Origin of the sequence: Novosphingobium pokkalii (assembly GCF_014652855.1) — a bacterium.
Classification (GTDB): Bacteria; Pseudomonadota; Alphaproteobacteria; order Sphingomonadales; family Sphingomonadaceae; genus Novosphingobium; species Novosphingobium pokkalii.
In genome coordinates this window covers 26,156-47,094 of record NZ_BMZP01000013.1, presented here as the reverse complement: position 1 = coordinate 47,094, position 20,939 = coordinate 26,156, and the positions used below count along the sequence as shown (strand labels likewise).

General features: G+C 64.8%; 20 protein-coding genes and 1 pseudogene. 16 read left to right on the top strand and 5 right to left on the bottom strand.

The window, feature by feature from the left end; all coding sequences use genetic code 11:
• Positions 1-135: 135 nt before the first annotated feature.
• Complete coding sequence (locus tag IE191_RS13860) at positions 136-2,361, bottom strand: hypothetical protein (protein WP_191324977.1); 2,226 nt, start codon at positions 2,359-2,361, stop codon at positions 136-138.
• Between IE191_RS13860 and IE191_RS21360 the strand changes: the two are divergent.
• Positions 2,318-2,536, top strand: a pseudogene (locus IE191_RS21360) (hypothetical protein); the annotation flags it as partial. The gene IE191_RS13860 and the pseudogene IE191_RS21360 overlap by 44 nt on opposite strands.
• Before the next feature lie 365 nt (positions 2,537-2,901).
• Here IE191_RS21360 and IE191_RS21065 read toward each other — a convergent pair.
• Entirely contained in the window at positions 2,902-5,805 is a 2,904-nt protein-coding gene (locus IE191_RS21065; RefSeq protein ID WP_229815380.1) for an amino acid adenylation domain-containing protein, read from the bottom strand.
• On the opposite strand from IE191_RS21065, the gene IE191_RS21060 reads away from it, so the two are divergent.
• The 12 genes from IE191_RS21060 (at position 5,798) to IE191_RS13800 (ending at position 15,056) form a co-directional block, all read left to right on the top strand.
• Complete coding sequence (locus IE191_RS21060) at positions 5,798-6,811, top strand: YadA family autotransporter adhesin (protein WP_229815378.1); 1,014 nt, start codon at positions 5,798-5,800, stop codon at positions 6,809-6,811. The two genes, IE191_RS21065 and IE191_RS21060, sit on opposite strands and share 8 nt — an antisense overlap.
• A gap of 137 nt (positions 6,812-6,948) precedes the next feature.
• On the top strand, positions 6,949-8,070 hold the full coding sequence (locus tag IE191_RS13850; RefSeq protein ID WP_191324976.1) for a DUF2827 family protein: 1,122 nt from the start codon (positions 6,949-6,951) through the stop codon (positions 8,068-8,070).
• Positions 8,067-9,224: a DUF2827 domain-containing protein gene (locus IE191_RS13845; protein ID WP_191324975.1), complete on the top strand. Its 1,158-nt coding sequence runs from the start codon at positions 8,067-8,069 to the stop codon at positions 9,222-9,224. Before IE191_RS13850 ends, IE191_RS13845 begins: the two co-directional genes overlap by 4 nt.
• The gene (locus IE191_RS13840) at positions 9,221-9,778 is read left to right on the top strand and encodes a hypothetical protein (RefSeq protein ID WP_229815375.1); all 558 of its coding nucleotides are present in this window, start codon (positions 9,221-9,223) and stop codon (positions 9,776-9,778) included. The genes IE191_RS13845 and IE191_RS13840 overlap by 4 nt, the downstream gene beginning before the upstream one ends.
• Positions 9,778-10,941 carry a DUF2827 domain-containing protein gene (locus tag IE191_RS13835; protein WP_191324973.1) on the top strand — a complete coding sequence of 388 codons (1,164 nt, stop codon included), beginning with the start codon at positions 9,778-9,780 and terminating at the stop codon, positions 10,939-10,941. The genes IE191_RS13840 and IE191_RS13835 overlap by 1 nt, the downstream gene beginning before the upstream one ends.
• 98 nt (positions 10,942-11,039) lie before the next feature.
• On the top strand, positions 11,040-11,252 hold the full coding sequence (locus tag IE191_RS13830; protein ID WP_191324972.1) for a hypothetical protein: 213 nt from the start codon (positions 11,040-11,042) through the stop codon (positions 11,250-11,252).
• Between the two features lie 13 nt (positions 11,253-11,265).
• Complete coding sequence (locus IE191_RS13825) at positions 11,266-11,763, top strand: hypothetical protein (RefSeq protein ID WP_191324971.1); 498 nt, start codon at positions 11,266-11,268, stop codon at positions 11,761-11,763.
• A 139-nt stretch (positions 11,764-11,902) separates the two neighbouring features.
• Positions 11,903-12,226 carry a hypothetical protein gene (locus IE191_RS13820; RefSeq protein ID WP_191324970.1) on the top strand — a complete coding sequence of 108 codons (324 nt, stop codon included), beginning with the start codon at positions 11,903-11,905 and terminating at the stop codon, positions 12,224-12,226.
• 46 nt (positions 12,227-12,272) lie between these two features.
• A complete protein-coding gene (locus IE191_RS13815; protein ID WP_191324969.1) occupies positions 12,273-12,875 on the top strand; it encodes a hypothetical protein in 603 nt (200 codons plus the stop codon).
• On the top strand, positions 12,868-13,863 hold the full coding sequence (locus tag IE191_RS13810; RefSeq protein WP_191324968.1) for a LysR family transcriptional regulator: 996 nt from the start codon (positions 12,868-12,870) through the stop codon (positions 13,861-13,863). The genes IE191_RS13815 and IE191_RS13810 overlap by 8 nt, the downstream gene beginning before the upstream one ends.
• A 63-nt stretch (positions 13,864-13,926) precedes the next feature.
• Entirely contained in the window at positions 13,927-14,541 is a 615-nt protein-coding gene (locus IE191_RS13805) for a hypothetical protein (RefSeq protein WP_191324967.1), read from the top strand.
• 26 nt (positions 14,542-14,567) lie between these two features.
• Complete coding sequence (locus IE191_RS13800) at positions 14,568-15,056, top strand: hypothetical protein (protein WP_191324966.1); 489 nt, start codon at positions 14,568-14,570, stop codon at positions 15,054-15,056.
• A gap of 21 nt (positions 15,057-15,077) precedes the next feature.
• Here IE191_RS13800 and IE191_RS13795 read toward each other — a convergent pair whose 3' ends face one another.
• Positions 15,078-16,475 (bottom strand): S41 family peptidase, encoded by a 1,398-nt coding sequence (locus tag IE191_RS13795; RefSeq protein ID WP_191324965.1) that lies wholly within the window; start codon positions 16,473-16,475, stop codon positions 15,078-15,080.
• Positions 16,476-16,814: 339 nt separating this feature from the next.
• Here IE191_RS13795 and IE191_RS13790 point away from each other — a divergent pair, with 339 nt between their 5' ends.
• Both IE191_RS13790 and IE191_RS13785 read left to right on the top strand, forming a co-directional pair.
• Positions 16,815-18,896, top strand: a complete 2,082-nt coding sequence (locus tag IE191_RS13790; protein WP_191324964.1) for a DNA/RNA non-specific endonuclease — start codon at positions 16,815-16,817, stop codon at positions 18,894-18,896.
• Positions 18,897-18,983: 87 nt separating this feature from the next.
• On the top strand, positions 18,984-19,163 hold the full coding sequence (locus IE191_RS13785) for a hypothetical protein (protein ID WP_191324963.1): 180 nt from the start codon (positions 18,984-18,986) through the stop codon (positions 19,161-19,163).
• 147 nt (positions 19,164-19,310) lie between these two features.
• Here the strand turns inward: IE191_RS13785 and IE191_RS13780 are convergent, their stop codons facing one another.
• On the bottom strand, positions 19,311-19,961 hold the full coding sequence (locus IE191_RS13780) for a TetR/AcrR family transcriptional regulator (RefSeq protein ID WP_191324962.1): 651 nt from the start codon (positions 19,959-19,961) through the stop codon (positions 19,311-19,313).
• Between the two features lie 76 nt (positions 19,962-20,037).
• On the opposite strand from IE191_RS13780, the gene IE191_RS13775 reads away from it, so the two are divergent.
• Complete coding sequence (locus IE191_RS13775; protein ID WP_191324960.1) at positions 20,038-20,400, top strand: darcynin family protein; 363 nt, start codon at positions 20,038-20,040, stop codon at positions 20,398-20,400.
• A gap of 86 nt (positions 20,401-20,486) precedes the next feature.
• On the opposite strand, the gene IE191_RS13770 is transcribed toward IE191_RS13775, so the two are convergent.
• On the bottom strand, positions 20,487-20,891 hold the full coding sequence (locus IE191_RS13770) for a hypothetical protein (protein WP_191324958.1): 405 nt from the start codon (positions 20,889-20,891) through the stop codon (positions 20,487-20,489).
• Positions 20,892-20,939: the final 48 nt, after the last annotated feature.

Sequence of the window (20,939 nt, the reverse complement as noted above, 5' to 3'; positions counted from 1 at the left end):
CCAAGTTGCCGCCTCCAAGGGAATAGCCTTGGGTGATGGTGCGAAAGTTGGCGCGTCCGCAACTTCAGGTTCTATTGCCCTCGGTAGCGGCAGTAGCGTCAACGCCGCTACCGCCGGTACAGCATATCTGACCAGTCAAGCTGCGCCGGCAAACGGCGAAGCCAACTTCGGTACGCGGCGTCTGACGGGTATTGCCGATGGCGCGGCGAACACCGATGCTGCCACCGTCGGCCAACTCTCTACTGGCCTCAGCACGGCGGGCAGCAGCTTGGCGGCACTGTCCTCGTCGACCTCGTCGGCGTTCGTGGCAACCAACAGCAATGTGACGTCGCTGTCGACCGCGACGGCGAACCTGGGCACGAGCCTAAGCACCACGAACGCGAACGTGGGCAACCTGTCGACGAGCGTGTCGACCGCCACGGCTGGTGTCACATCGCTGTCGACCGCAACCGCGAACTTGGGCACGAGCCTGAGCACGACGAACGCAAACGTCGGCAACCTGTCGACGAGCGTTTCGTCGGCGACTGCCGGTGTTACCTCGCTGTCGACTGCGACGGCGAACCTGGGCACAAGCCTCAGCACCACGAATGCGAACGTGGGCAACCTGTCGACGAGCGTATCGTCGGCGACTGCTGGTGTGACTTCGCTGTCGACGGGCGTGACCTCGCTGTCGACCGCGACCGCGAACTTGGGCACGAGCCTGAGCACGACGAACGCGAACGTTGGTAACTTGTCGACCAGCGTGTCATCGGCGACCGCTGGCGTGACCTCGTTGTCGACGGCGACAGCGAACCTGGGCACCAGCCTCAGCACCACAAATGCGAACGTGGGCAACCTGTCGACGAGTGTTTCGTCGGCGACCGCTGGTGTGACGTCGCTATCGACCGCGACCGCGAACTTGGGCACAAGCCTGAGCACGACGAATGCAAACGTCGGCAACCTGTCGACGAGCGTGTCGTCGGCGACCGCGGGTGTGTCTTCGCTCTCGACCGGTGTGAGTGGGCTCTCCACGGGCGTGACTTCGCTGTCGACCGCAACGGCGAACCTGGGCACGAGCCTGAGCACCACGAATGCGAACGTCGGTAACCTATCGACGAGCGTGTCGTCGGCGACCGCTGGTGTGACCTCGCTGTCGACCGCAACTGCGAATCTGGGCACAAGCCTGAGCACGACGAACGCAAACGTGGGTAACCTGTCGACGAGCGTGTCGACCGCCACGGCTGGCGTGACCTCGCTGTCGACTGCGACAGCGAACCTGGGGACGAGCCTCAGCACCACGAATGCGAACGTGGGTAACCTGTCGACGAGTGTGTCCTCGGCGACCTCGGGTGTTTCATCGCTCTCGACGGGCGTGAGTGGGCTCTCCACGGGCGTGACTTCGCTGTCGACCGCAACGGCAAATCTGGGCACGAGCCTGAGCACGACGAACGCAAACGTCGGTAACCTGTCGACGAGCGTGTCGTCGGCGACTGCTGGTGTTACCTCGCTGTCGACCGCGACGGCGAACCTGGGGACGAGCCTCAGCACCACGAACGCCAACGTGGGCAATCTGTCGACGAGCGTGTCTTCGGCGACCACGGGCGTGAACTCGCTGTCGACGGCGACGGCGAACCTGGGAACGAGCCTCAGCACCACGAACGCAAATGTCGGCAACTTGTCGACGAGCGTGTCTTCGGCGACCACGGGCGTGAACTCGCTTTCGACGGCGACGGCGAACCTCGGCAGCAGCCTGAGCACGACGAACGCGAACGTGGGCAATCTGTCGACGAGCGTGTCTTCGGCGACCGTGGGCGTGAATTCACTGTCGACCGCGACGGCGAACCTCGGCAACAGCCTGAGCACCACGAACGCGAACGTGGGCAATCTGTCGACGAGCGTGTCTTCGGCGACCGTGGGCGTAAACTCACTGTCGACCGCGACGGCGAACCTCGGCAACAGCCTGAGCACCACGAACGCGAACGTGGGCAATCTGTCGACGAGCGTGTCTTCGGCGACCGCGGGCGTGAACTCGCTGTCGACCGCGACGGCGAACCTCGGCAACAGCTTGAGCACGACGAACGCGAACGTCGGTAACCTGTCGACGAGCGTGTCGTCGGCAACTGCCGGTGTGGCCTCGCTCTCGACCGGCGTGAGCGGGCTCTCGACGGGTGTTACTTCGCTGTCGACCGCGACGGCGAACCTGGGCACGAGCCTCAGCACCACGAACGCAAACGTCAGCAATCTCGCGGCCAGCGTGTCGACCACGAACGACAGCGTAAGCTCACTGTCCACGGGGCTGGCGACCACCAACAGCCAGCTCACGTCCTTGTCCTCGACAGTGTCGTCGGCTGCGAGCGCTGCCGCTGGTGATCGTATCGCCATCGGTGCGAACTCTGCGGCGCCGACTGCCGCTGGAAACCAGGCCGTAGCTGCCGGTGACGCGGCCTCGGCCGGTGGCACGCAGTCGGTTGCTCTCGGGTCTGGCGCGACCGCTTCGAACACAAAGGCGATCGCGATTGGCGCTGGTGCCAAGGCATCCGGCGTGCAGTCGATCTCGATCGGCGACGGCGAGGTGACCGGGGACAACTCGGGCGCGTTTGGCGACCCCAGCACCGTTTCCGGCTCGGGCAGCTATTCGGTTGGCAACAACAACACCATCGAGGCTGACAACGCCGGTATCTTCGGCAACAGCGGCACGATACCGCTCGGCGCGAACGGTGCGCGGATTGTCGGCAATAACTCCTACGTGGGTGCCGCTGCCACCAATGCGATGGTTCTCGGCAACAACGCGAGCGTCAGCGTCGCGGATGGTGTGGCCATCGGGTCTAACAGCGTCGCCAACGTCGGAGCGGGTGCCTACGGGTGGGATCCGTCCACCGGGGCCATTACGACCACCGGCACTGGGCCGGCTTGGCAGAGCAGCTATGGCGCGGTTTCCGTTGGCAGCGATCTGACCGGCACCCGCCAGATCATCAACGTGGCGGCCGGCTCCAACCCGACCGACGCGGTCAATGTCGCCCAGTTGAGCACGTTGGCATCCGCTGGCGCGAGCAGCCTGGCCTCGCTTTCGACCGCTACGGCAGCGAGCCTGAGCACTGTGGGCAGTGACATTGCTTCGGTGTCTTCGGCAAGCTCGTCGGGTCTGGCCTCGCTCTCGACCAGCACGACGTCGCTGTCGACGGGTCTGACATCGCTTTCGACCGCTACGGATAGCGGGTTGGCGTCCGTTTCGAGCGCGACGTCCAGCGGCTTGGCCTCGCTCTCGACCAGCACAACTTCGCTGTCGACGGGCCTGACCTCGCTTTCGACCGCTACGGGCAGCGGCCTGGCGTCGGTGTCGAGCGCGACGTCCAGCGGTCTGTCGTCGCTGTCGACGAGCACGGCAGCGAGCCTGAGCACGGTGTCGAGCGATGTGGCTTCGGTGTCTTCGGCAAGCTCGTCGGGTCTGGCATCCTTGTCGACCAGCACGACGTCGCTTTCGACCGGCCTGACCTCGCTTTCGACCGCTACGGGCAGCGGCCTGGCATCGGTTTCGAGTGCGACGTCCAGCGGTCTGTCGTCGCTCTCGACGAGCACGGCAGCGAGCCTGAGCACGGTGTCGAGCGATGTGGCGTCGGTGTCTTCGGCAAGCTCGTCGGGTCTGGCGTCCTTGTCGACCAGCACGACGTCGCTGTCGACGGGTCTGACTTCGCTTTCGACTGCCACGGATAGCGGCCTGGCTTCGGTTTCGAGTGCGACGTCCAGCGGCTTGTCGTCGCTCTCGACCAGCACAACGTCGCTTTCCACGGGGCTGACCTCGCTTTCGACTGCCACGGACAGTGGCCTGGCGTCCGTTTCGAGCGCGACGTCCAGCGGTTTGTCGTCGCTCTCGACGAGCACGGCAGCGAGCTTGAGCACAGTGGCCAGCGATGTGGCGTCGGTTTCGACGGCGAGCTCGTCTGGTCTGGCCTCGCTCTCGACCAGCACGACGTCGCTTTCGACGGGTCTGACCTCGCTTTCGACTGCCACGGACAGTGGCCTGGCATCGGTTTCGAGCGCGACGTCCAGCGGTTTGTCGTCGCTTTCGACGACCACGGCAGCGAGCCTGAGCACGGTGTCGAGCGATGTGGCGTCGGTATCGTCCGCAAGCTCGTCTGGTCTGGCCTCGCTCTCGACCAGCACGACGTCGCTTTCCACGGGGCTGACCTCGCTTTCGACTGCCACGGATAGCGGCCTGGCGTCTGTTTCGAGCGCGACGTCCAGCGGTCTGTCGTCGCTGTCGACGAGCACGGCAGCGAGCTTGAGCACGGTGGCTAGTGACGTGGCGTCGGTTTCGACGGCAAGCTCTTCCGGCCTGGCCTCGCTTTCGACGACTACGGCAGCGAGCCTGAGCACGGTGGCAAGCGATGTTGCTTCGGTCTCGACCGCAAGCTCGTCGGGTCTGGCTTCGCTCTCGACCACCACAACGTCGCTGTCGACGGGTCTGACCTCGCTTTCGACTGCCACGGAGAGTGGCCTGGCGTCCGTTTCGACGGCGACGTCCAGCGGCTTGTCCTCGCTTTCGACCACGACAGCAGCGAGCCTGAGCACGATTGCGAGCGACGTGGCGTCGGTATCGACGGCAAGCTCGTCGGGCCTGGCCTCGCTTTCGACGAGCACGGCGGCGAGCCTGAGTACGGTTGCAAGCGATGTCGCGTCGGTGTCGACGGCAAGCTCGTCGGGTCTGGCCTCGCTCTCGACCACGACGGCGGCGAGCCTGAGCTCGGTTGCGAGCGATGTGGCTTCGGTGTCGACGGCGAGCTCGTCGGGTCTGGCCTCGCTCTCGACCACGACGGCGGCGAGCCTGAGCACGGTTGCGAGCGATGTGGCTTCGGTGTCGACCGCAAGCTCCTCGGGTCTGGCTTCGCTCTCGACCACGACGGCGGCGAGCCTGAGCACGATCACGAACGATGTCGCGTCGGTCTCGACGGCGACCTCGTCGGGTCTCGCATCGCTTTCGACCGGCGTAACAGCCGTGTCGACAGGGCTGACGTCGCTCTCGACGACTACGCAAAGCGGTCTGGCTTCCGTATCGACGGCGACGTCGAGTGGCTTGTCCTCGCTTTCGACCACGACGGCAGCAAGCCTGAGCACGGTGGTAAGCGATGTGGCTTCGGTGTCGACGGCTAGCTCTTCGGGTCTGGCATCGCTCTCGACCACGACGGCAGCGAGCCTGAGCACGATCACGAACGATGTTGCCTCGGTGTCGACGGCGACCTCGTCGGGTCTCGCATCGCTTTCGACCGGCGTAACTGCCGTGTCGACGGGTCTGACGTCGCTCTCGACGACCACGCAAAGCGGGCTGGCTTCCGTATCGACGGCGACCTCCAGCGGCTTGTCCTCGCTCTCGACCACGACGGCAGCGAGCCTGAGCACGGTCGCAAGTGAAGTGGCATCGGTCTCGTCGGCGACCTCGTCGGGCCTGGCCTCCCTATCGACTGGGGTGACCTCGCTTTCGACTGGCGTGACCTCGCTGTCGTCGGGCGTGAATTCGCTCTCGACGGGAGTGACCTCGCTCTCGACCGCAACGTCCAGCGGCTTGTCTTCGCTCTCGACCACGACCGCAGCGAGCCTGAGCACGGTTGCGAGCGAAGTGGCCTCCGTGTCGACGGCAACGTCGTCCGGTCTGGCTTCGCTCTCGACGACGACCGCGGCCAGCCTGAGCACCGTGGCAAGCGAAGTGGCATCGGTGTCCTCTGTGACCTCGTCGGGTCTTGCGTCGCTCTCGACGACCACGGCATCGGGCCTGGCGTCGCTCTCGACCACGACGTCGTCGACCCTGAGCAGCGTCGCCAGTTCGATGAGCACCCTGTCCACCGCTGTTGCACCGATCGTGCAGCAGGCAGCCGCAGCCGCGGCTAACGGGGGCGGGGCGGTTGCCACCAACATCGGTGGCGCCAATTCGGACGGTACGCTGCAGACCCAGGGCGGCATCACTGGTGGAAGCACCCAGGTCGCAGGCAACGTGAGTGGCTCTTGTACTTCCGCTTCCGCGATCGATGCCACGGCCACCGGCGTCTGCGCGCAGGCCAAGGCCAGCGGGGGAACGGCCTACGGTTCGAACGCCTTCGCGTCGCAGTCGAATGCAACCGCTGTTGGCTTCCGTGCTTCGGCGACCGGCGACTCGGCTACCTCGATCGGCTACGCCAACATCGCGTCGGGCGTCAGCACCGTTGCGATCGGCAATGCCAACCAGGTGTCGGGCACCCAGTCTATCGCGATTGGCTACAAGAACGTCGTCTCCGGCGCGAACTCGGGTGCCTTCGGCGACCCGAACGTGATCAGCGGCAACTCGAGCTACGCCGTGGGTAACAACAACACCATCGCCTCCAACAAGGTATTCGTGCTCGGCAACAACGTGAACGTTGCGGCCGGAAACGACGGGGCGGTTGTGCTGGGTGATGGCAGCACGGCGAGCGGCGCGAATACCGTGTCCGTGGGCTCTGCCGGCCAGACCCGCCGCATCACCAACGTGAGCGACGGCATCGCTGATACCGACGCGGCGACCGTGGGGCAGGTGAACCGGGCGACCACCGCGCTCGGCAACCAGATCGCGGGTGTCCAGACCCAGGTCTATGACCTGGCCCGGTCCACCTCCTTCGGTATCGCCGGAGCCACCGCGATCGGCATGATCCCGGACATCGATCCCGACCAGCGCTTCTCGATCGGCGGCGCAGTCGGCGGGTTCGATGGCTACCAGGCCTTCGCGGTCGGCTTCACCGGCCGGGTCAGCGACAACGTCAAGGTCCGGGCTGCTGCATCGATCTCGGGCGGCAAGTCCACCTACGGCGCCGGCGTCTCGTTCGGCTGGTAATCGAGGCCCCCTGTCGGTTCCCGGGGTGTACCCGCCCGGGAGCCGACACCCCGGGAGTTGCGGGCATAGCCTCCCGCGACTCCCACCCTTTTCCTTCCCCGTCTGCCTCCTGGGCGACCGCTTGCGAAGAGCTTCAGATGCGTATCGGCATTTCCATCATTACCCACGCCGGCCAGAACATCTGGAACAATGGCATTGGCCAGCATGTCTACCATCTCGCTACGCTCTTCCGGCATCTGCCCTTCGTCGAGGCGGTCTATCTCCTCAATTGCGGTGACCAGGATCAGCCCCCTGAGGGCGTCGGCGAATTCGGTCACAGCTTCCCGCTCATTCGCCTCAACGAAGCCACCGACCTGATCGATGTCGCCATCGAGATGTCAGGTGCGCTCGATGCGGAATGGATTGAGCGCTTTCGCGCCCGCGGTGGGCGCATCGCCTATCACAGCATCGGCCAGCCCTATGCGGGTCTCGTCGATCATACGACCTTCTCGAAGCCCGGCTGCTTCGCACGCCCCGATCGCTGCGATGAGGTCTGGCTGCTCGAAAAGGATGCCGCTTTCGCGCCGATGGTGCGCAGCATTCATCGCTGCCCGCTCCATGTCGTGCCGCTGATCTGGGCGCCCGATTTCCTCGATGAAACCGTCCGGCAACCCGACGGCGTCAACTTCGGCTACAAGCCCGGCTCGCTGGCTTCCGGACCTGCAACGGCGGCTATCTTCGAGCCCAATATCTCGCCGATCAAGATGGGCCTGATCCCGCTCTTCATCTGCGAGGAAGTGCAGCGCCGCCGTTCAGAGCACCTCGGCCACGTGCACGTGTTCAATTCTGCCCATTTGGCCGATCATCCGACCTTCTCCTTCATGCTCGATAACCTGGACCTGAAGGCGGCGGGGAAAGTGTCGATCCATCAGCGGGACTACTTCGCTTTTGTCATGGCGCGCGGTGCGAACATCGTGGTGAGCCACCAGATCGATTGCGGGCAGAACTACCTCTATCTGGATGCCTTGGCGGGCGGCTACCCGCTGGTCCACAACTCGCCCTTCTATCGCGACGTCGGCTACTACTACCCGGACTCCGATACGGAGGAGGGGGCCGCGCAGTTCCTGCGTGCCTGCCGCGAGCATGACCAGCAGCTTGGTGCCTACAAGGCTGCCGCCGGCGCTCTCATCCACCGTCTCGATCCCCGCCACCGGGACAATCTCTCGATCTTCGGACGCAGGCTCCTGGGCCTCGTCTCCGAACGGAAGCGCGCTGCATGAGCAAGACGATCACTCGCACCAAGGCGTCCGGACTCAAGGTCGGCGTTACGCTCTACGTCCGCGATGGCGCCCAGTCGCTCTGGGAGAACGGCATCTTCCAGAACTGCTATTTTCTCCTGATGCTGCTCGCGCGGTCACCGGCGATCGAGCAATGCTTCATCGTCAACGGTGGCCCGGGCAATCCCGCCGAAGCAGGCGACTTTCTCGACAGCGCGCCGGCGCCGGTCCTGTCGCTCGACGAAGCCATGAACGAGCTCGACATCGTCATCGAGCTCAGCGCGCAGCTGAACCCCGACTGGGGGCGCCAGTTTGCCGCGCGGGGCGGACGGATTGTCGGCATGCGTGTCGCCAACGACTTCGTCATCGATGCCGAACGCATGGCGTTTGGTCTCGATCACGCGCTACTGATGACGGCGGTTCCCTACGACGAAATCTGGACGCTGCCCGCGTTCGAGAAGACCTGCGGTCCCTACTACCAGACCGGCTTCCGCGCGCCCGTGCGCGTGATGCAGCATCTCTGGAATCCGACCCTGCTCAACCGCGCCATGGAAAAGCATGGCGTCACGCAGCCCTTTGCCTACCAGCCAGGCCGTAAGCGCTGGCGCCTCGCGGTGCTCGAACCCAACATCTGCACGGTCAAGACCTGCCATCTGCCGCTCCTGCTTTGCGACGTGGCCCATCGCGAAGACCCGCGAGCGATCGAGTATCTGCGGGTCTACAATGCTATGACGATCAAGGAGCATCCGGACTTCGTCGCCTACGCGCGGTCGATGGACCTGGTGCAGCAGGGCCTTGCCAGCTTCGAAGCCCGTTTCCCGATCTTTCACATCATGGGCACCAGCGCTGACGCGATCGTCTCGCACCATTGGGAAAACGCGCAGAACTATCTCTACTACGAAGCGCTCTACGGTGGCTTTCCGCTGATCCACAACTCGGACCTGCTCGACGGCTGTGGCTATCGTTACCGGTCCTTCGATCCCGAAGACGGCGCGCTCGCGCTGCGCCAAGCCCATGCCGAGCACGACCGCAACCTCGCCGCTTACCGTGCTGACGCCGACCGGCTGCTCCAGCGGCTTGATCCGGTGTCGGAGCGTAACGTCGCACTCTACACGCAGGTCCTGCAGGAGCTGGTGGCGCGGCGGGCCGCGGCATGAGGCAGCTGGGAGCCTGGGGGCGCCGAGCGCTGCTGGCAGGGCCACTCGTCGTGGCCGGGTTCCTCTGTGGTCATCTGTCGGCGGCAGGGCAGGGCGTTCGGGCGGTGAAGCCCGAACCGCTGGTCGTCTCGGCGGCGCGCACCCTCGGGGTTAAGCGGTGCCTTCCTATGATCTCCGGGATCGCCCAGCGCGCAACGAGCGGCGCCACGATGCAGGACATCATCGTCGATTGGGATCGCGGGGCGCCTGATGCCGCGCCCTTCTTCTCGCTCACCGGCCTTGGCAATGGCAGCCAGCGCGCGGCGCTGACGATCGCGGCGATCCCCACACCAGCGGGATGTGCCGTGCTGGTCGAGCGAGCTTCCTTTGCGCAGCAGGCATGCACGGCGGTCGCCACCAACGACCTGTCAGGCTTCCCGTCGGCGCGGCTGATCGACGGGATCATGGTCTACCAGAACCCGGCTCAGCCCGGTGAAACCTACACGCTCATCAACAACCCCGGCGGCTGCCTGATCCTGCGCCGCCAGGCATCTCTCAAGTGGCAGGGCAAATAATGGAACGGCGCGGACTGCGGATCGGCATCACCATCGGGCTTCATGCGCCCGACGAAAGCCTGTGGGTCAATGGCATCAAGCAAAATGCAATGTTCCTGGCGAAGCTGCTGCAGAACTCGCCGCTCGGCCACGACGTCGTCCTGCTCAACACTACGGACGTTCCCATCACTGATCGCCTGCCTTGGGACGTCACGCAGCTGCCGACGGCGCCTTTTGCGGACCGCTGCGACGGCCTCGACATCCTGATCGAGCTCGGCGGACAGATCGGTCCCGATCAATCTGCCCGGATCAAGGCCCAGGGCACCAAGCTCGTCAGCTACAGCTGCGGTTCGGAATATGTGCAGAACATGGAGGCGATGATCTTCCGCCGGCCGCTGTGGGACGGTCTGTTCATAAACCCGGACTATGATGAAATCTGGGTGATTCCGCAGAACGCGCCCACCACGTTGCCATTCCTCCAGACTTTCCGGCGCTGCCCGGCACGCGCCGTGCCCTTCATCTGGGACCCTTGTGCGATCGAGGCTGTCTCGAAGGACTTGCCCGAAGGCGGTGAGTATCGGCCGCGGGAAGGTGCGCGCCGGGTAACGGTCATCGAGCCCAATGTCGATGTCCTCAAGTTCTGCATGTACCCGATCCTGGCGACCGAGCAGGCCTTCCGCAAGGCGCCCGATGAGTTCGAGATCCTGCAGGTCGCGAACAGCGACCACATGGTCCACGACGATCGTGAATTCGCCGGCCTCATGCGCCACCTGGACATCGTGAAGGCGGGCAAGGCTTTCTTCCATGGCCGTGTCCGCACACCCGATTTCCTGAGCGCGCACACCGATATCGTCGTCTCGCACCAATGGGGCGTGCCGCTCAACTACTTCTATCTGGAGTGCTGTTGGCAGGGCTATCCTTTCGTCCACAACGCCGGACTGATCAAGGACCTGGGCTATTACTACCCCGAGAACGAGATCGACGTGGCGGCGGCGCACATCCTCTCGATCTGTGCGGACCATGACGCGGACTGGCTCGGCTATCGTGATCAGCAGCGCCGTCTGATCCAGCGCTTCCTCGCGAGCGATCCCGATCTGATCGCGACTTACGACGACCTCCTGTTTGGCCTTTTTGCCGATACTGCCGAGCCTGCACGAACACGAGCCGCCCATGCCTGCGCGTGAGCATCGGATACCATCTGCTGGATGGCCCGCGCGGAGCGCTGCGCCCTCTGGCGTGCGCTGGCGGGCTTTGACCGGCCTTTCCCGAAAGACCTCCTGCCATGTTCGATCCATCAACCCTCAGCCTGCGCACCCTGTTGTGGGTGGCCGCAGGGCTCTGCATTCTGCTGACCATGGTTGGCCCCGCCTTGCTGGAGCGGCGGCGGCGTCGCCGTCCCTTTCGGCGCAGCCTCTGGTCGCCCCAGCCCGAAACCCTGATGTTCGCGGGGCTGTTCGGAGCGTTCGCCCTGGCGTTTCTTGCCATGCGGGCGTGATCCTCACGGGCACTTGGTCGTGCATGCCGTTGTGTGCCTGGAGCGGGTTCTCATGAGCCTGGATTGCCCCGGCTGCGGCAGCGACAATGTCCGCCGGCTTTCCCTCGTGTACGAGGATGGACTGCATGCCTTTGCAGGCGATGGCCGGGACGCGGCGGTTGCACTTGGCACGCCAGGGCTTGGGGTTCAGCTCGGAAGCAGCAAGGCGAGGGGGACGATCCAGACCGCTGCTTCGGCAATTGCCACACCCCCGGCGCGACACTCGTATCGCCCCGGCCTGTTCCTCATGATCATCGCACTGGCGCTGGTGGGCCCTATACTTGGCAGCAGACTTGTTGCGCTTGCTCTTTTCCTGCTCGGGGCTGTCCTCTTGGGGCGGGCGGTCCGCTACAACCGGACGATCTGGCCGGACGACCTGCTGCGTTGGCGCGCGACCTTTCGCTGCCAGCGCTGCGGCCGCAGTTTCATTCCCGCCACCGATGGTGGCGGATCATTCGGAATCTCGTCGTGACGGCAGCCGATGTCGCCACGATGCCGCGGCTGCACGGGAACGGCACGCGGATGCGCGAGCCCAGGGGCTCGCGGACTTTCGCAGCGGCATATTCCTGCGGCGCGGCTCACATTTCCAGGACCAGGAACGACCTATGCTGATGCCAGCACTGCTGTTCGCGCAGACCTTGCCCTATCTGCCCATCGCTTCAAGTTCCGCCGAAGTGACGACGCAGGTCACCTTTGGCTGCGATGCGGGGGCGGGACATAGCTGCGGCTTCGCGATCTTTTCCGCCAACCAGGCCCGCTTTGCGATCAGGCTCGATAGTGGGCAGCGCGCGGTCTTGCGGCTCTCGCCCAATGTGGACCGCTACGTGGTCGTCATCGACGAACCGACACCTCTGCGGGCGGATGTGTGCCCGGGTCTCATCGCGAGGGGTAAATTCTGCAAGGCGGCGATTGTCAGCGCCGGCTACAACAACTGACCGCGCCATGGCTCGCGGTTCGGACAGCTTTGCGCAAACGTCGCCCGTGATCGACTATCGCCGGCTCGCCGCGCTTTTGACAGGCCTGGGGATCTCACCCGAGCGCCTCGAAGAAGCGGTAGAGCGCACGCTCTTCGAAGGCGATGTGCAGGGGCTCGCGCGCTTGAGCGCGGCCGAGAAGCGGCTCGTCTATTTTGCCCTCGGCGAGGGCATCGAAAAGCTGCGGCGCGACCAGGATTCCGCATTGCGGGCCGTGGGGCTCACGATGTCGATCTTTCGCAGCGAGGCACACCTCTTTCAGGATGCTTTCCTTGCGGCGTCCCGCCGCACCAGCTGGCTGCTCGCGACCGTCGCAATCCTCGCGCTCGCGGGACTGCTGATCCAGTGGGCCGGAAAGGGAGAGGGAGGGGCTGGTTTCAGCCGCGTGTGTCCGTCGCATGTCGCCGGGAGCGTGTCGGTCGAGGGGAGCCGAGCAGACGTGCGCAGCCTCGCACTGGGCTTTGGTGAACTGGCCGAGCGCCGGGTGTCTCCCGCGCGCGGGAGGAGCGGGTCGGAGCTAGCGCCCCTGCCACCTGGCAGGCCCGGCGGGTTGGCTACGCGCCCTGGGAGCCAGGGATATGTCGCGAACGCGGGAGAGACGCGTGCATAAGCTCCTGCGCGACTTTGAGGGATCGAACGTCGAGACGCCCACCGTCGATCCGGCGCGGATTCGCAGCGGGATCGACCGCATCCACGTCGAAGCAGCCCTCGCTCTCAATCTGCATGGAAGCTTCCGCAAGGCGGCAGACGCCCTCAACATGAAACCGGCCACCGTCAACCGCCGGATCCGCGATCTCGAATTCCTCGTCGGCGTGCCCTTGTTCGAGCGGCGGCATCGCCGCGCTGTGCCGACCCGCTTCGGCAAGATATTCCTGCGCCAGAGCGCCCGCATGTTCGTCGACTTTCATGCGATGGTCGAGGGTATGCGGCGCATTTCCAATGGGCAGGCGGGCGAAGTCGCCATCGGCTACTACGGACCGCTCGGCGCCGGCCCCCTGCATTCCCTCTTGCTCAACCGCGATCCCCAACTTGGCGAAATCCGCCCCGTACCTGTGGAGTTTGCCAGCGGATCGCTGTTCGATGCCTTGATCGCCGAGACGATCGACCTCGCAATCGTTTATGGCCCGACCAGCCAGTTCAGGGGAGAAAGCCAGGTCCTCTGGCACGAACGCGTCTTCGCCGTGATGCCCCAGGGGCACCCGCTGGCCGACCGGGTATCGCTGCGCTGGACCGATCTCGTGGGTGAAGCCTTCCTCCTCTCGCACAGCGAGCCATCCGACGAGGTCCGCAACTTCCTCTTCGATCGCATCCGGCCGCAAGGACGCGCTCCCGTCATCGTCGAGCACAACGTCAGCCTGCCGACCATTTTCCGCATGGTCCGCGCAGGCCAGGGGCTTTCCTTGTGCCTCGAGTCCGCGCTCGCCGATAGCGCGCAGGGCCTGGAATGCCGTGAAGTGATTGGTGCCCACGGACCCGAGCTCGTGCCTGCCAGCGCCTGCTGGCTCCCCGAACACCAAAATCCCGCGCTCGGCCGTCTCCTCAGCATCCTGCGGCGAAAACACGGTCTGGCGGTAGTCCGAGGGGTGGCTGCCGCCTGATTGGCGAGGGTTGGCTCACCCGTCGGCGGCAAAGTGCCCGATGGCCAGCAGAAGAGTTCCATTATGAAACCACCACCCCCGATCTTCGGGCTCGACGCCCGCGGCTACCGGCGTGGCCTGCAAGGGCAGGGCATCATCTGCCGCCATATTGCGCGCACTGGCCGAACGCTCGCCGGGACGGCGGTGTGGACCGCCCAGGAAATAGCCATTCTTCGCTATCACCATGCCGATCGCAAGGCCTTGCCTGCCATGCTTCCCGGCCGGACGGTCAAGGCGATCGAGACGAAGCTTGGCCGCTTGCGTCTTGTGCGCGACCAGCGGGTCTGGACGGCGCAGGAAACCAGTGCCTTGCGATCGCCCTACCGCACCGGTGTGCCGATCGATGAACTCCTGGTCCTGTTTCCTGGCAAGTCGAAGCGGCAGATCTGGGGCAAAGCCTTTGCGATCGGCGTCCGGCGACCCCGGCGTCCTCCCAAACCAACCGGTCTTGCGTTCGTCGACGATGTTCGCGCGCGCGCTTTTGCCTGCCGTCTGTCGATGACCGATCTCGACAGCTTCGTCGGCACGCGGGGCTATTTCTCCAGGCCCCGGCATTTGAACTGGTCGGCTCTGCAGCAGGCCATCGATCTTCTTGGCGGCACGCCTGCTATCGCCTGGCGGGACTCGCCGGTGTCGTGATTGCGCGCGAGCCCGGCTCGCCATGGATGGCGGAGGAAGACGATCTCATCCGAGCCATCTATCCCGCCTATGATCGCCTGGAGCGCGCACTGCCGCACCGCACGCGGTCCGCGCTCAAGAACCGCACCCGGCACCTTGGCGTCGCTCGCGTTCGCCACGTCTGGACCAATGTCGAGGTCGCCTTGCTTCGCGCGCTCTACGCGGCTGCCAGCCCCGATCGGATCCTGGCCGAGCGGTTTCCCCATCTGGAGCTGGGGCAGATCCACGCAAAGGCCTGCCACCTCGGGTTGAGGCGGCCAAGGCGGGCGCCGATCCTGCTCGGCGTGCCGGTCCTCGACGCGGTTCGCCAGCGCGCAGCACTCGCCGGATTGACCATGGTCGAGCTCGACCGGCGCGCCAGGACCGGGCGCTATTTCCAGACCTGCAGACGGAACCTGGACCTGCGCTGCATATCGAGGGCATCTCAGCTCCTCGGCGGCGAGATCGAGGTCCACTGGGACGACGCCGATATCTGAATGCGCCTCGCGCTCGATCGTTCAGTTTGGTTTGGGCGAGGTCGCGGGGGGAGGCCGCCGATAGATCCGGATGGCGCGCGCCGGACCGGCGCCGCCCGAGCCGCTCGCATGAAGCACATCGAGGGCGCGCTGGATCTGAAAATCGGCAGCGACCTCGGTATCGTCCGGCAGCGGCTTGGCGAACAGCGGCTTGTCCTGCACCCCGGGTTCTTCAGGGGGACCTTCCACCGCCTCCGGCTCGAGCCGGCGCAACTGCCTCTCGTTGTCCGGCGCGTTGAATACCGATGCTTCGGTAAAGGCAGGTCCGCCTTGCACGGCCGATTGCGCTTCGCGCGCCGTCCTGGCCACTAGCAGTTCCGGTGTCACGCCGATCCGCTGAATCGAGCGCCCCGTTGGCGTGTAGTAGCGCGCCGTTGTGACGCTGAGCGCGCCCTGCGCGCCTTGCGCGAGCGGAAAGATGTTCTGCACGAGACCTTTGCCGAAGGTCACGAGGCCAACGATGCTGGCGCGGTGATTGTCCTGCAGCGAGGAGGCGACGATCTCGGACGCACTCGCACTCCCGCCGTTGACGAGGACAACCATCGGGAGACTGCGCAGGGCATTCCCCTGGTCCGAGGCCAGGATCGGCGTGGTCGCGGTTTCATTCTTGCCCACCCGGACGACAACGGCTCCAGGCTGCAGGAAGCGCGAGGCAACATGCACGGCCGCATCGATGAAGCCGCCGGTGTTGTTGCGGAGGTCGAGGATCAGCCCCGAGAGGGGGCCCGCTTTCAGGAGCTCGGCCTGGGCCTCGGCGAACTCGCGATCGGTCACCTGGGCAAATCCGGTGATATGAACATAGCCGAACGTGCCGATCCGGCGCTGGTAGACGCTGTGGAGGTGGATGGTCTCCCGGGTCAGCACGAGCGGCACGTCGCGGCCGCCGGTGTCCGCAAACGTGATGGCAACCTTGGTCCCGGCTGCACCGCGAAGCCGCCGCGTCGCCTCGATGAGCGTGACCCGCTCGGCACTTTGACCGTCGATCGAGCGGATGAGCCATCCAGCACCGACGCCTGCGCGGGCCGCAGGGCCGCCATCTGTCGGGGCAATGACCCGCAGCTTCCCGTCGGCCACCTCGAGGACCGTGCCAATTCCGGCAAATTCCCCGGTGGCGCCCGCCTGAAAGTCCTTGAACTCCTGCGGCGTCATGTAGGCCGAGTGCCCGTCCAGCGAACTGGCCATGGCCTTGAGCGCCGTGCTGGTCAGTGCATCTGCATCCACGGTTCCATTGTAGTTCCGGCGGACGATGTCGAGTGCCTCGCCAAACAGCGCGACCTGGCTCTTCTCGTCTTTGGACGCGGCCGGGGCCTGGGCCGGCGCTGGCACTGGGGAGGAAGCAGTCTGGGCAACGGCGCTGGCGGGTGATGTCACCAGCAGCATGGCGGCAAGCAGGGCCGCGCCTCGAGAAACGGGCATGGACGTTCGGATTCTCCGAGAAGGGCGCCAGATCCTGCGCGGATACGCGATATTGATCGAGCGCCTCCGGACGCGCCGTACGCGCGTCGAGAGTAGCTTTTCCGATCGTCTGGCGGGCTTCCCGATCGCCAGGGGCAGGGCTGCCTGCTGTGTCGACGCCAAGTGCCATGGCGAGGGTCTTGCAGCGCTTGTGTCAAAATGGATCTTGTACGCGTTCAATTGTCGGGACAGTCTGTCAGTATTCCCGCGATGTAATCGTCCTGCCACGCTGAAGCGCTATTTTCGCGTCGAGGGGGCTCTTCAATGAAACTGACCGACATCGATCTTGCGCGGTTCGTTCCGGAAGTACCTGAACCGGTGGCGGCTGCTGAGCTTTCCGCAAGCCTGGTTGCCAGGCGGTTCAAATTCTTGACCGCCGATGGACAGTCCGCGACGCCCCTCGAACAGGAGGCGTTGCTCGGCACCAACGATCTCCTCGATGTCAATTTTCTGGACCGCTGCAGTCTGGCACGGCGCTGCGTCGGGCGAATACGAATCCTGGGTGGCGGTCGACAGGGCTGGGCTACCGGATTTCTCATCGCGCCCGGGGTGATCCTGACCAATCATCACGTCTTTCCCGATGCGGCATCGGTGGCAAGTTCGCGTATCGGCTTCGATTACTGGTTCGACGTGGCGGGCCAGCGTCCTGCCGATCCCGACGAATTCGATCTGCAGCCGGAGCGGCTTTTCGTGACCAACGCCGAACTCGACTATAGCGTGGTTGCGGTCGCACCGCTCTCTGCCGGGCGCGCCGCCATTGTCGATCGCCGGTATCTTCGGCTGTTTCAGGAAAGCGGCAAGGCGAAGCAAGGCGACTTCGTCACCATCATCCAGCACCCGGATGGCGTGCCGATGCAGATCGCCCTGCGGGAAAACCAAGTAATCCGCGCAGCCGAGGATGAACCTTCGATCTGGTACCACGCCGACACGGCCCACGGCTCGTCGGGTTCGCCGGTTTTCAACGACAGCCTGCAGGTCGTGGCGCTCCATTCAAGCGGACGCATAAAGCGTGAAGCCGGGCGCTATGTCCTCGCCGCCGGCGGCACCACGGACAATCTGGACGGCCTTTCGGAAAGCGACGTCCTCTGGGAGGCCAATGTCGGCTTCCGGATCAGCCGGATCAGCCAGGACCTGCTGGCCTCTGTCGGGTCGAACTGGCCGGCACGTCTGCCAGAGATCGAAGCGGCAATGCGGGCTGGGGATATCATGTCCTCGACCATCCAGGCGCTGGCCGCCAACGAGCCGCCCGTTGCGGCTGCCGGACCGTCGCGCGACCTGGAAACCGAGATTTTGACGCAGGAGGCCGAACCCGTGAACGTGCCATCGAACTCGAGCAGTGTCGTCATCCCGCTACAATTGCGCATCAGCCTCGAACTCGGCCAAGCGGCGGCGGCGGTCCAAATCGCGAGCGGGGCAACCGCGCTTCTCGAAACCGAAGCCTTTGAAATGCGCACGCCTGTCATCTACGACGGGCTGGACCAACGCCGCGGTTTCGACCCGCATTTTCTCGACGAGGTCACACCCGTGCCGGGTCCTGTGGTCACGCCTGCGGGCAGGAACGTGCTGGCGCCCCTGCTCGAGGGCGATGACCCCGAACTGCGCTACCGGCACTTTTCCGTCTGGATGCACAAGGAACGGCGGCTCGCGCTTTACACCGCGTCGAACGTCGACTGGCGCAAGCGGGCAAAGACGGTCGATGGCAAGTCAACCTCGCGCGACGGACTTGCCGGATGGCCGCAAGGTTCGAAATATGCCGAACTCTGGGTCGAAGACCCCCGCATCGCCTCCCGCTATCAGCTGCCCGACGTCTTCTACAGCGAGGACCGGGGCGCATTCGACAAGGGCCATATCGTCCGACGTGACGATGTCTGCTGGGGCGATCACTTCGAGGAAATCCAGATGGCGAATGGCGACACGTTCCATGTCACCAATTGCTCGCCCCAGACCAAGGCGTTCAACCAGGGGGCTGCGGGCCAGGACAACTGGGGGGATCTCGAATCCGCGATCGCGGAGGCGACCAAGAAGGACGCAGAGGCGGCCTGCATCTTCGCGGGGCCGATCTTTGGGGCGGACGACCGCTGGTTTCATGGCAAGGACGCGTCAGGCGCAGCGCGCATCCAGATCCCCAATCGCTTCTGGAAAATCGTGGTGGTGAAGGATGAGGCAGCCTTCCAGGCCTACGGGTTTATCCTCGAGCAGGACGTGCGGGCCGTGACCGAAGAGGAATTCTACGTCACCGACAACTGGCGTACCGCATGGACGCCGATCGCCACCATTGAAAAGACCCTTCGAGGGTGGCTCGACCTGTCGCAACTTGCCGCGATCGACCAGCATGCCGGGGCCTGACGCTGCGAAGCGTCGATGGTGCTTGCCGGGGTGGAGGACTACCGATCCGGTGCGTCGCGCGCCCTCCGTCGCAACTATCTTAGGGGCATGACGACGATCACGACACGGCACGATCAGCGCCACGCGGCTGCCGCCGCGAAGCGCGTCGGAGGTTATTCCGAGCTCATCCGGCTCTCGCGCGAGCGCGCACGCAGCGGTTCGGCGACAGTTGTCGCGCGCAATCCGGTCACGGGGCGCTGGTCTATCAAGTCCTCCTCGAACGCCTGACCCGTTAGGTGAGGGCGTTCATATTGCACTCCGGCGCGACCCTCGAGCGGCGTTCAGGTATCGCCAGGGTTTGCCAGCGGTATCGATCCCGGCCGTATAGGCGGGCTCGGAGCCGAGAGCCCGGAGCCGGACGAGCATCTGCCATTGTTACGTCGTCGAAACGACCACTCCTGTTTCCAGGTGGCTGGCCTCGTGGCAAAGATAACCGTGCACTGCCCGGCTTACCCGCCGGACAAGGTCTTCGGGGTCCTGCTCGCCGCGTTCGCCCGCTCCGTCGATCATTCCCTTGATGATCGACAAGACATCGTACGCCGCCAGGGGAACAGTGTTCTGTGGCGGCAGGTCAGGGCGGGCAATCGCCTCGGCAAGCAGCGCATGAAGGCGGCTCGTGACGCTGCGCGTGCTTGCGTCAAACGGCAGTCGTGCTTCCTCGATGTCGAGCAGCCGGGCCAAGCTTGGCCGCTGGAGCTGGTGACGGACTGCGGCGTGAATCATCGCTGACAGAGCTTCTAAGCCCGTCGGCTGCTGGAGCGCCCTTGCGGCCTCTTCGATCAGAACGGAGGTCTCGCGGACGATCAGCGCCCCGACAAGTGCGTCCTTGCACGGAAAATACTGGTAGAGCGACCCGATACTGACACCGGCACGCGCCGCCACCGCATTGGTGGTGAACCCGCCCAATCCGGCCTGCTCCAAAACGCGAGCGGCCGCCTCCACTATCACATTTACGGTGTCGATGGACCGTGCCTGGCGCGGCGCTTTTCTGGGGCGCGGGCGCTGATCGGAGAGCGTCTTGGACATGACCGGAACGCGAGTAGCCAATTGTGAGGAATTGCTCGCATTCTAGCGGCGTCAACCAACGACGCAAGGCAATCCAATGACTGAAACTTCCCTTCCTTTCGAACCCGCGCTCACCGTCTTCATGCTGGTCAAGACCTCGCCGGAATGGCTCGGCTTCTCCGTCGATCGCCGCTTCGAACTGCTCGCCGAACAGTTCACGCCGATCCTGAAGAAGCATGCCGCAGGGATCGCGTTGCGGTTCTTCGATGTCGAATTTTACGCGACCCGGGTGACCGACGTCTGGATGTGGGATGCCAAGGACCACCACGCCTATGAACTGCTGGTCGAGGATCTTCGGGAAACCGCGTTCTGGGATCGCTACTTCGACATTGTCGAAATCCTGCCAGGCGTCGAGAACGCCTATGCAAGAAACTACGATCGCCCCGCGATCAACGCGTGAACTGGAGTGGGGCAGCTTCGGCTGTCCCGCCAGACGCACCGATGGCCACGTAATGGCTCCGTTGTCTTGCCGTGCCGGCGGTTCTTCTAGGGCGCAGGTTCGGCCGCAGACGCCAGCAAGGTGCAGCGAGCGCCAGGCACCGGTCTTAGAATGACAGGCCGGCGAAGCGGTTGTTGCCCTTGCCCGAGGTAGCGCAAGTTTCGGGTTCCGGTCTGCCGTACGATCCGAACCTGCAGGCTCTCCGGCCCCCGCCAGTCAAGAATGAACAGGGTCGCGTCCTCGTCGTTCTTCCAGCCGCGCTCGGTGTTGAGCTCTCCACGGGTCAGGGTCTTGCCTCTCTGCAGCATATAGCCTGTCCCGTGATCCTCGAAGGTGATCGCAAGACCGGCTTTGTCCGTTCCCTTGAACACCTGGCAAGACTGGTGGTGCGCAGCCTGCGCGAAACCTGGAGGCGCCAGCGCGAGACCGGCAAGCAGCGCCACGCCGGTCATCCCTGCGCGTCGGGTTGAAGTCTTTTGCATTGGCTTCCTCGTACGTCG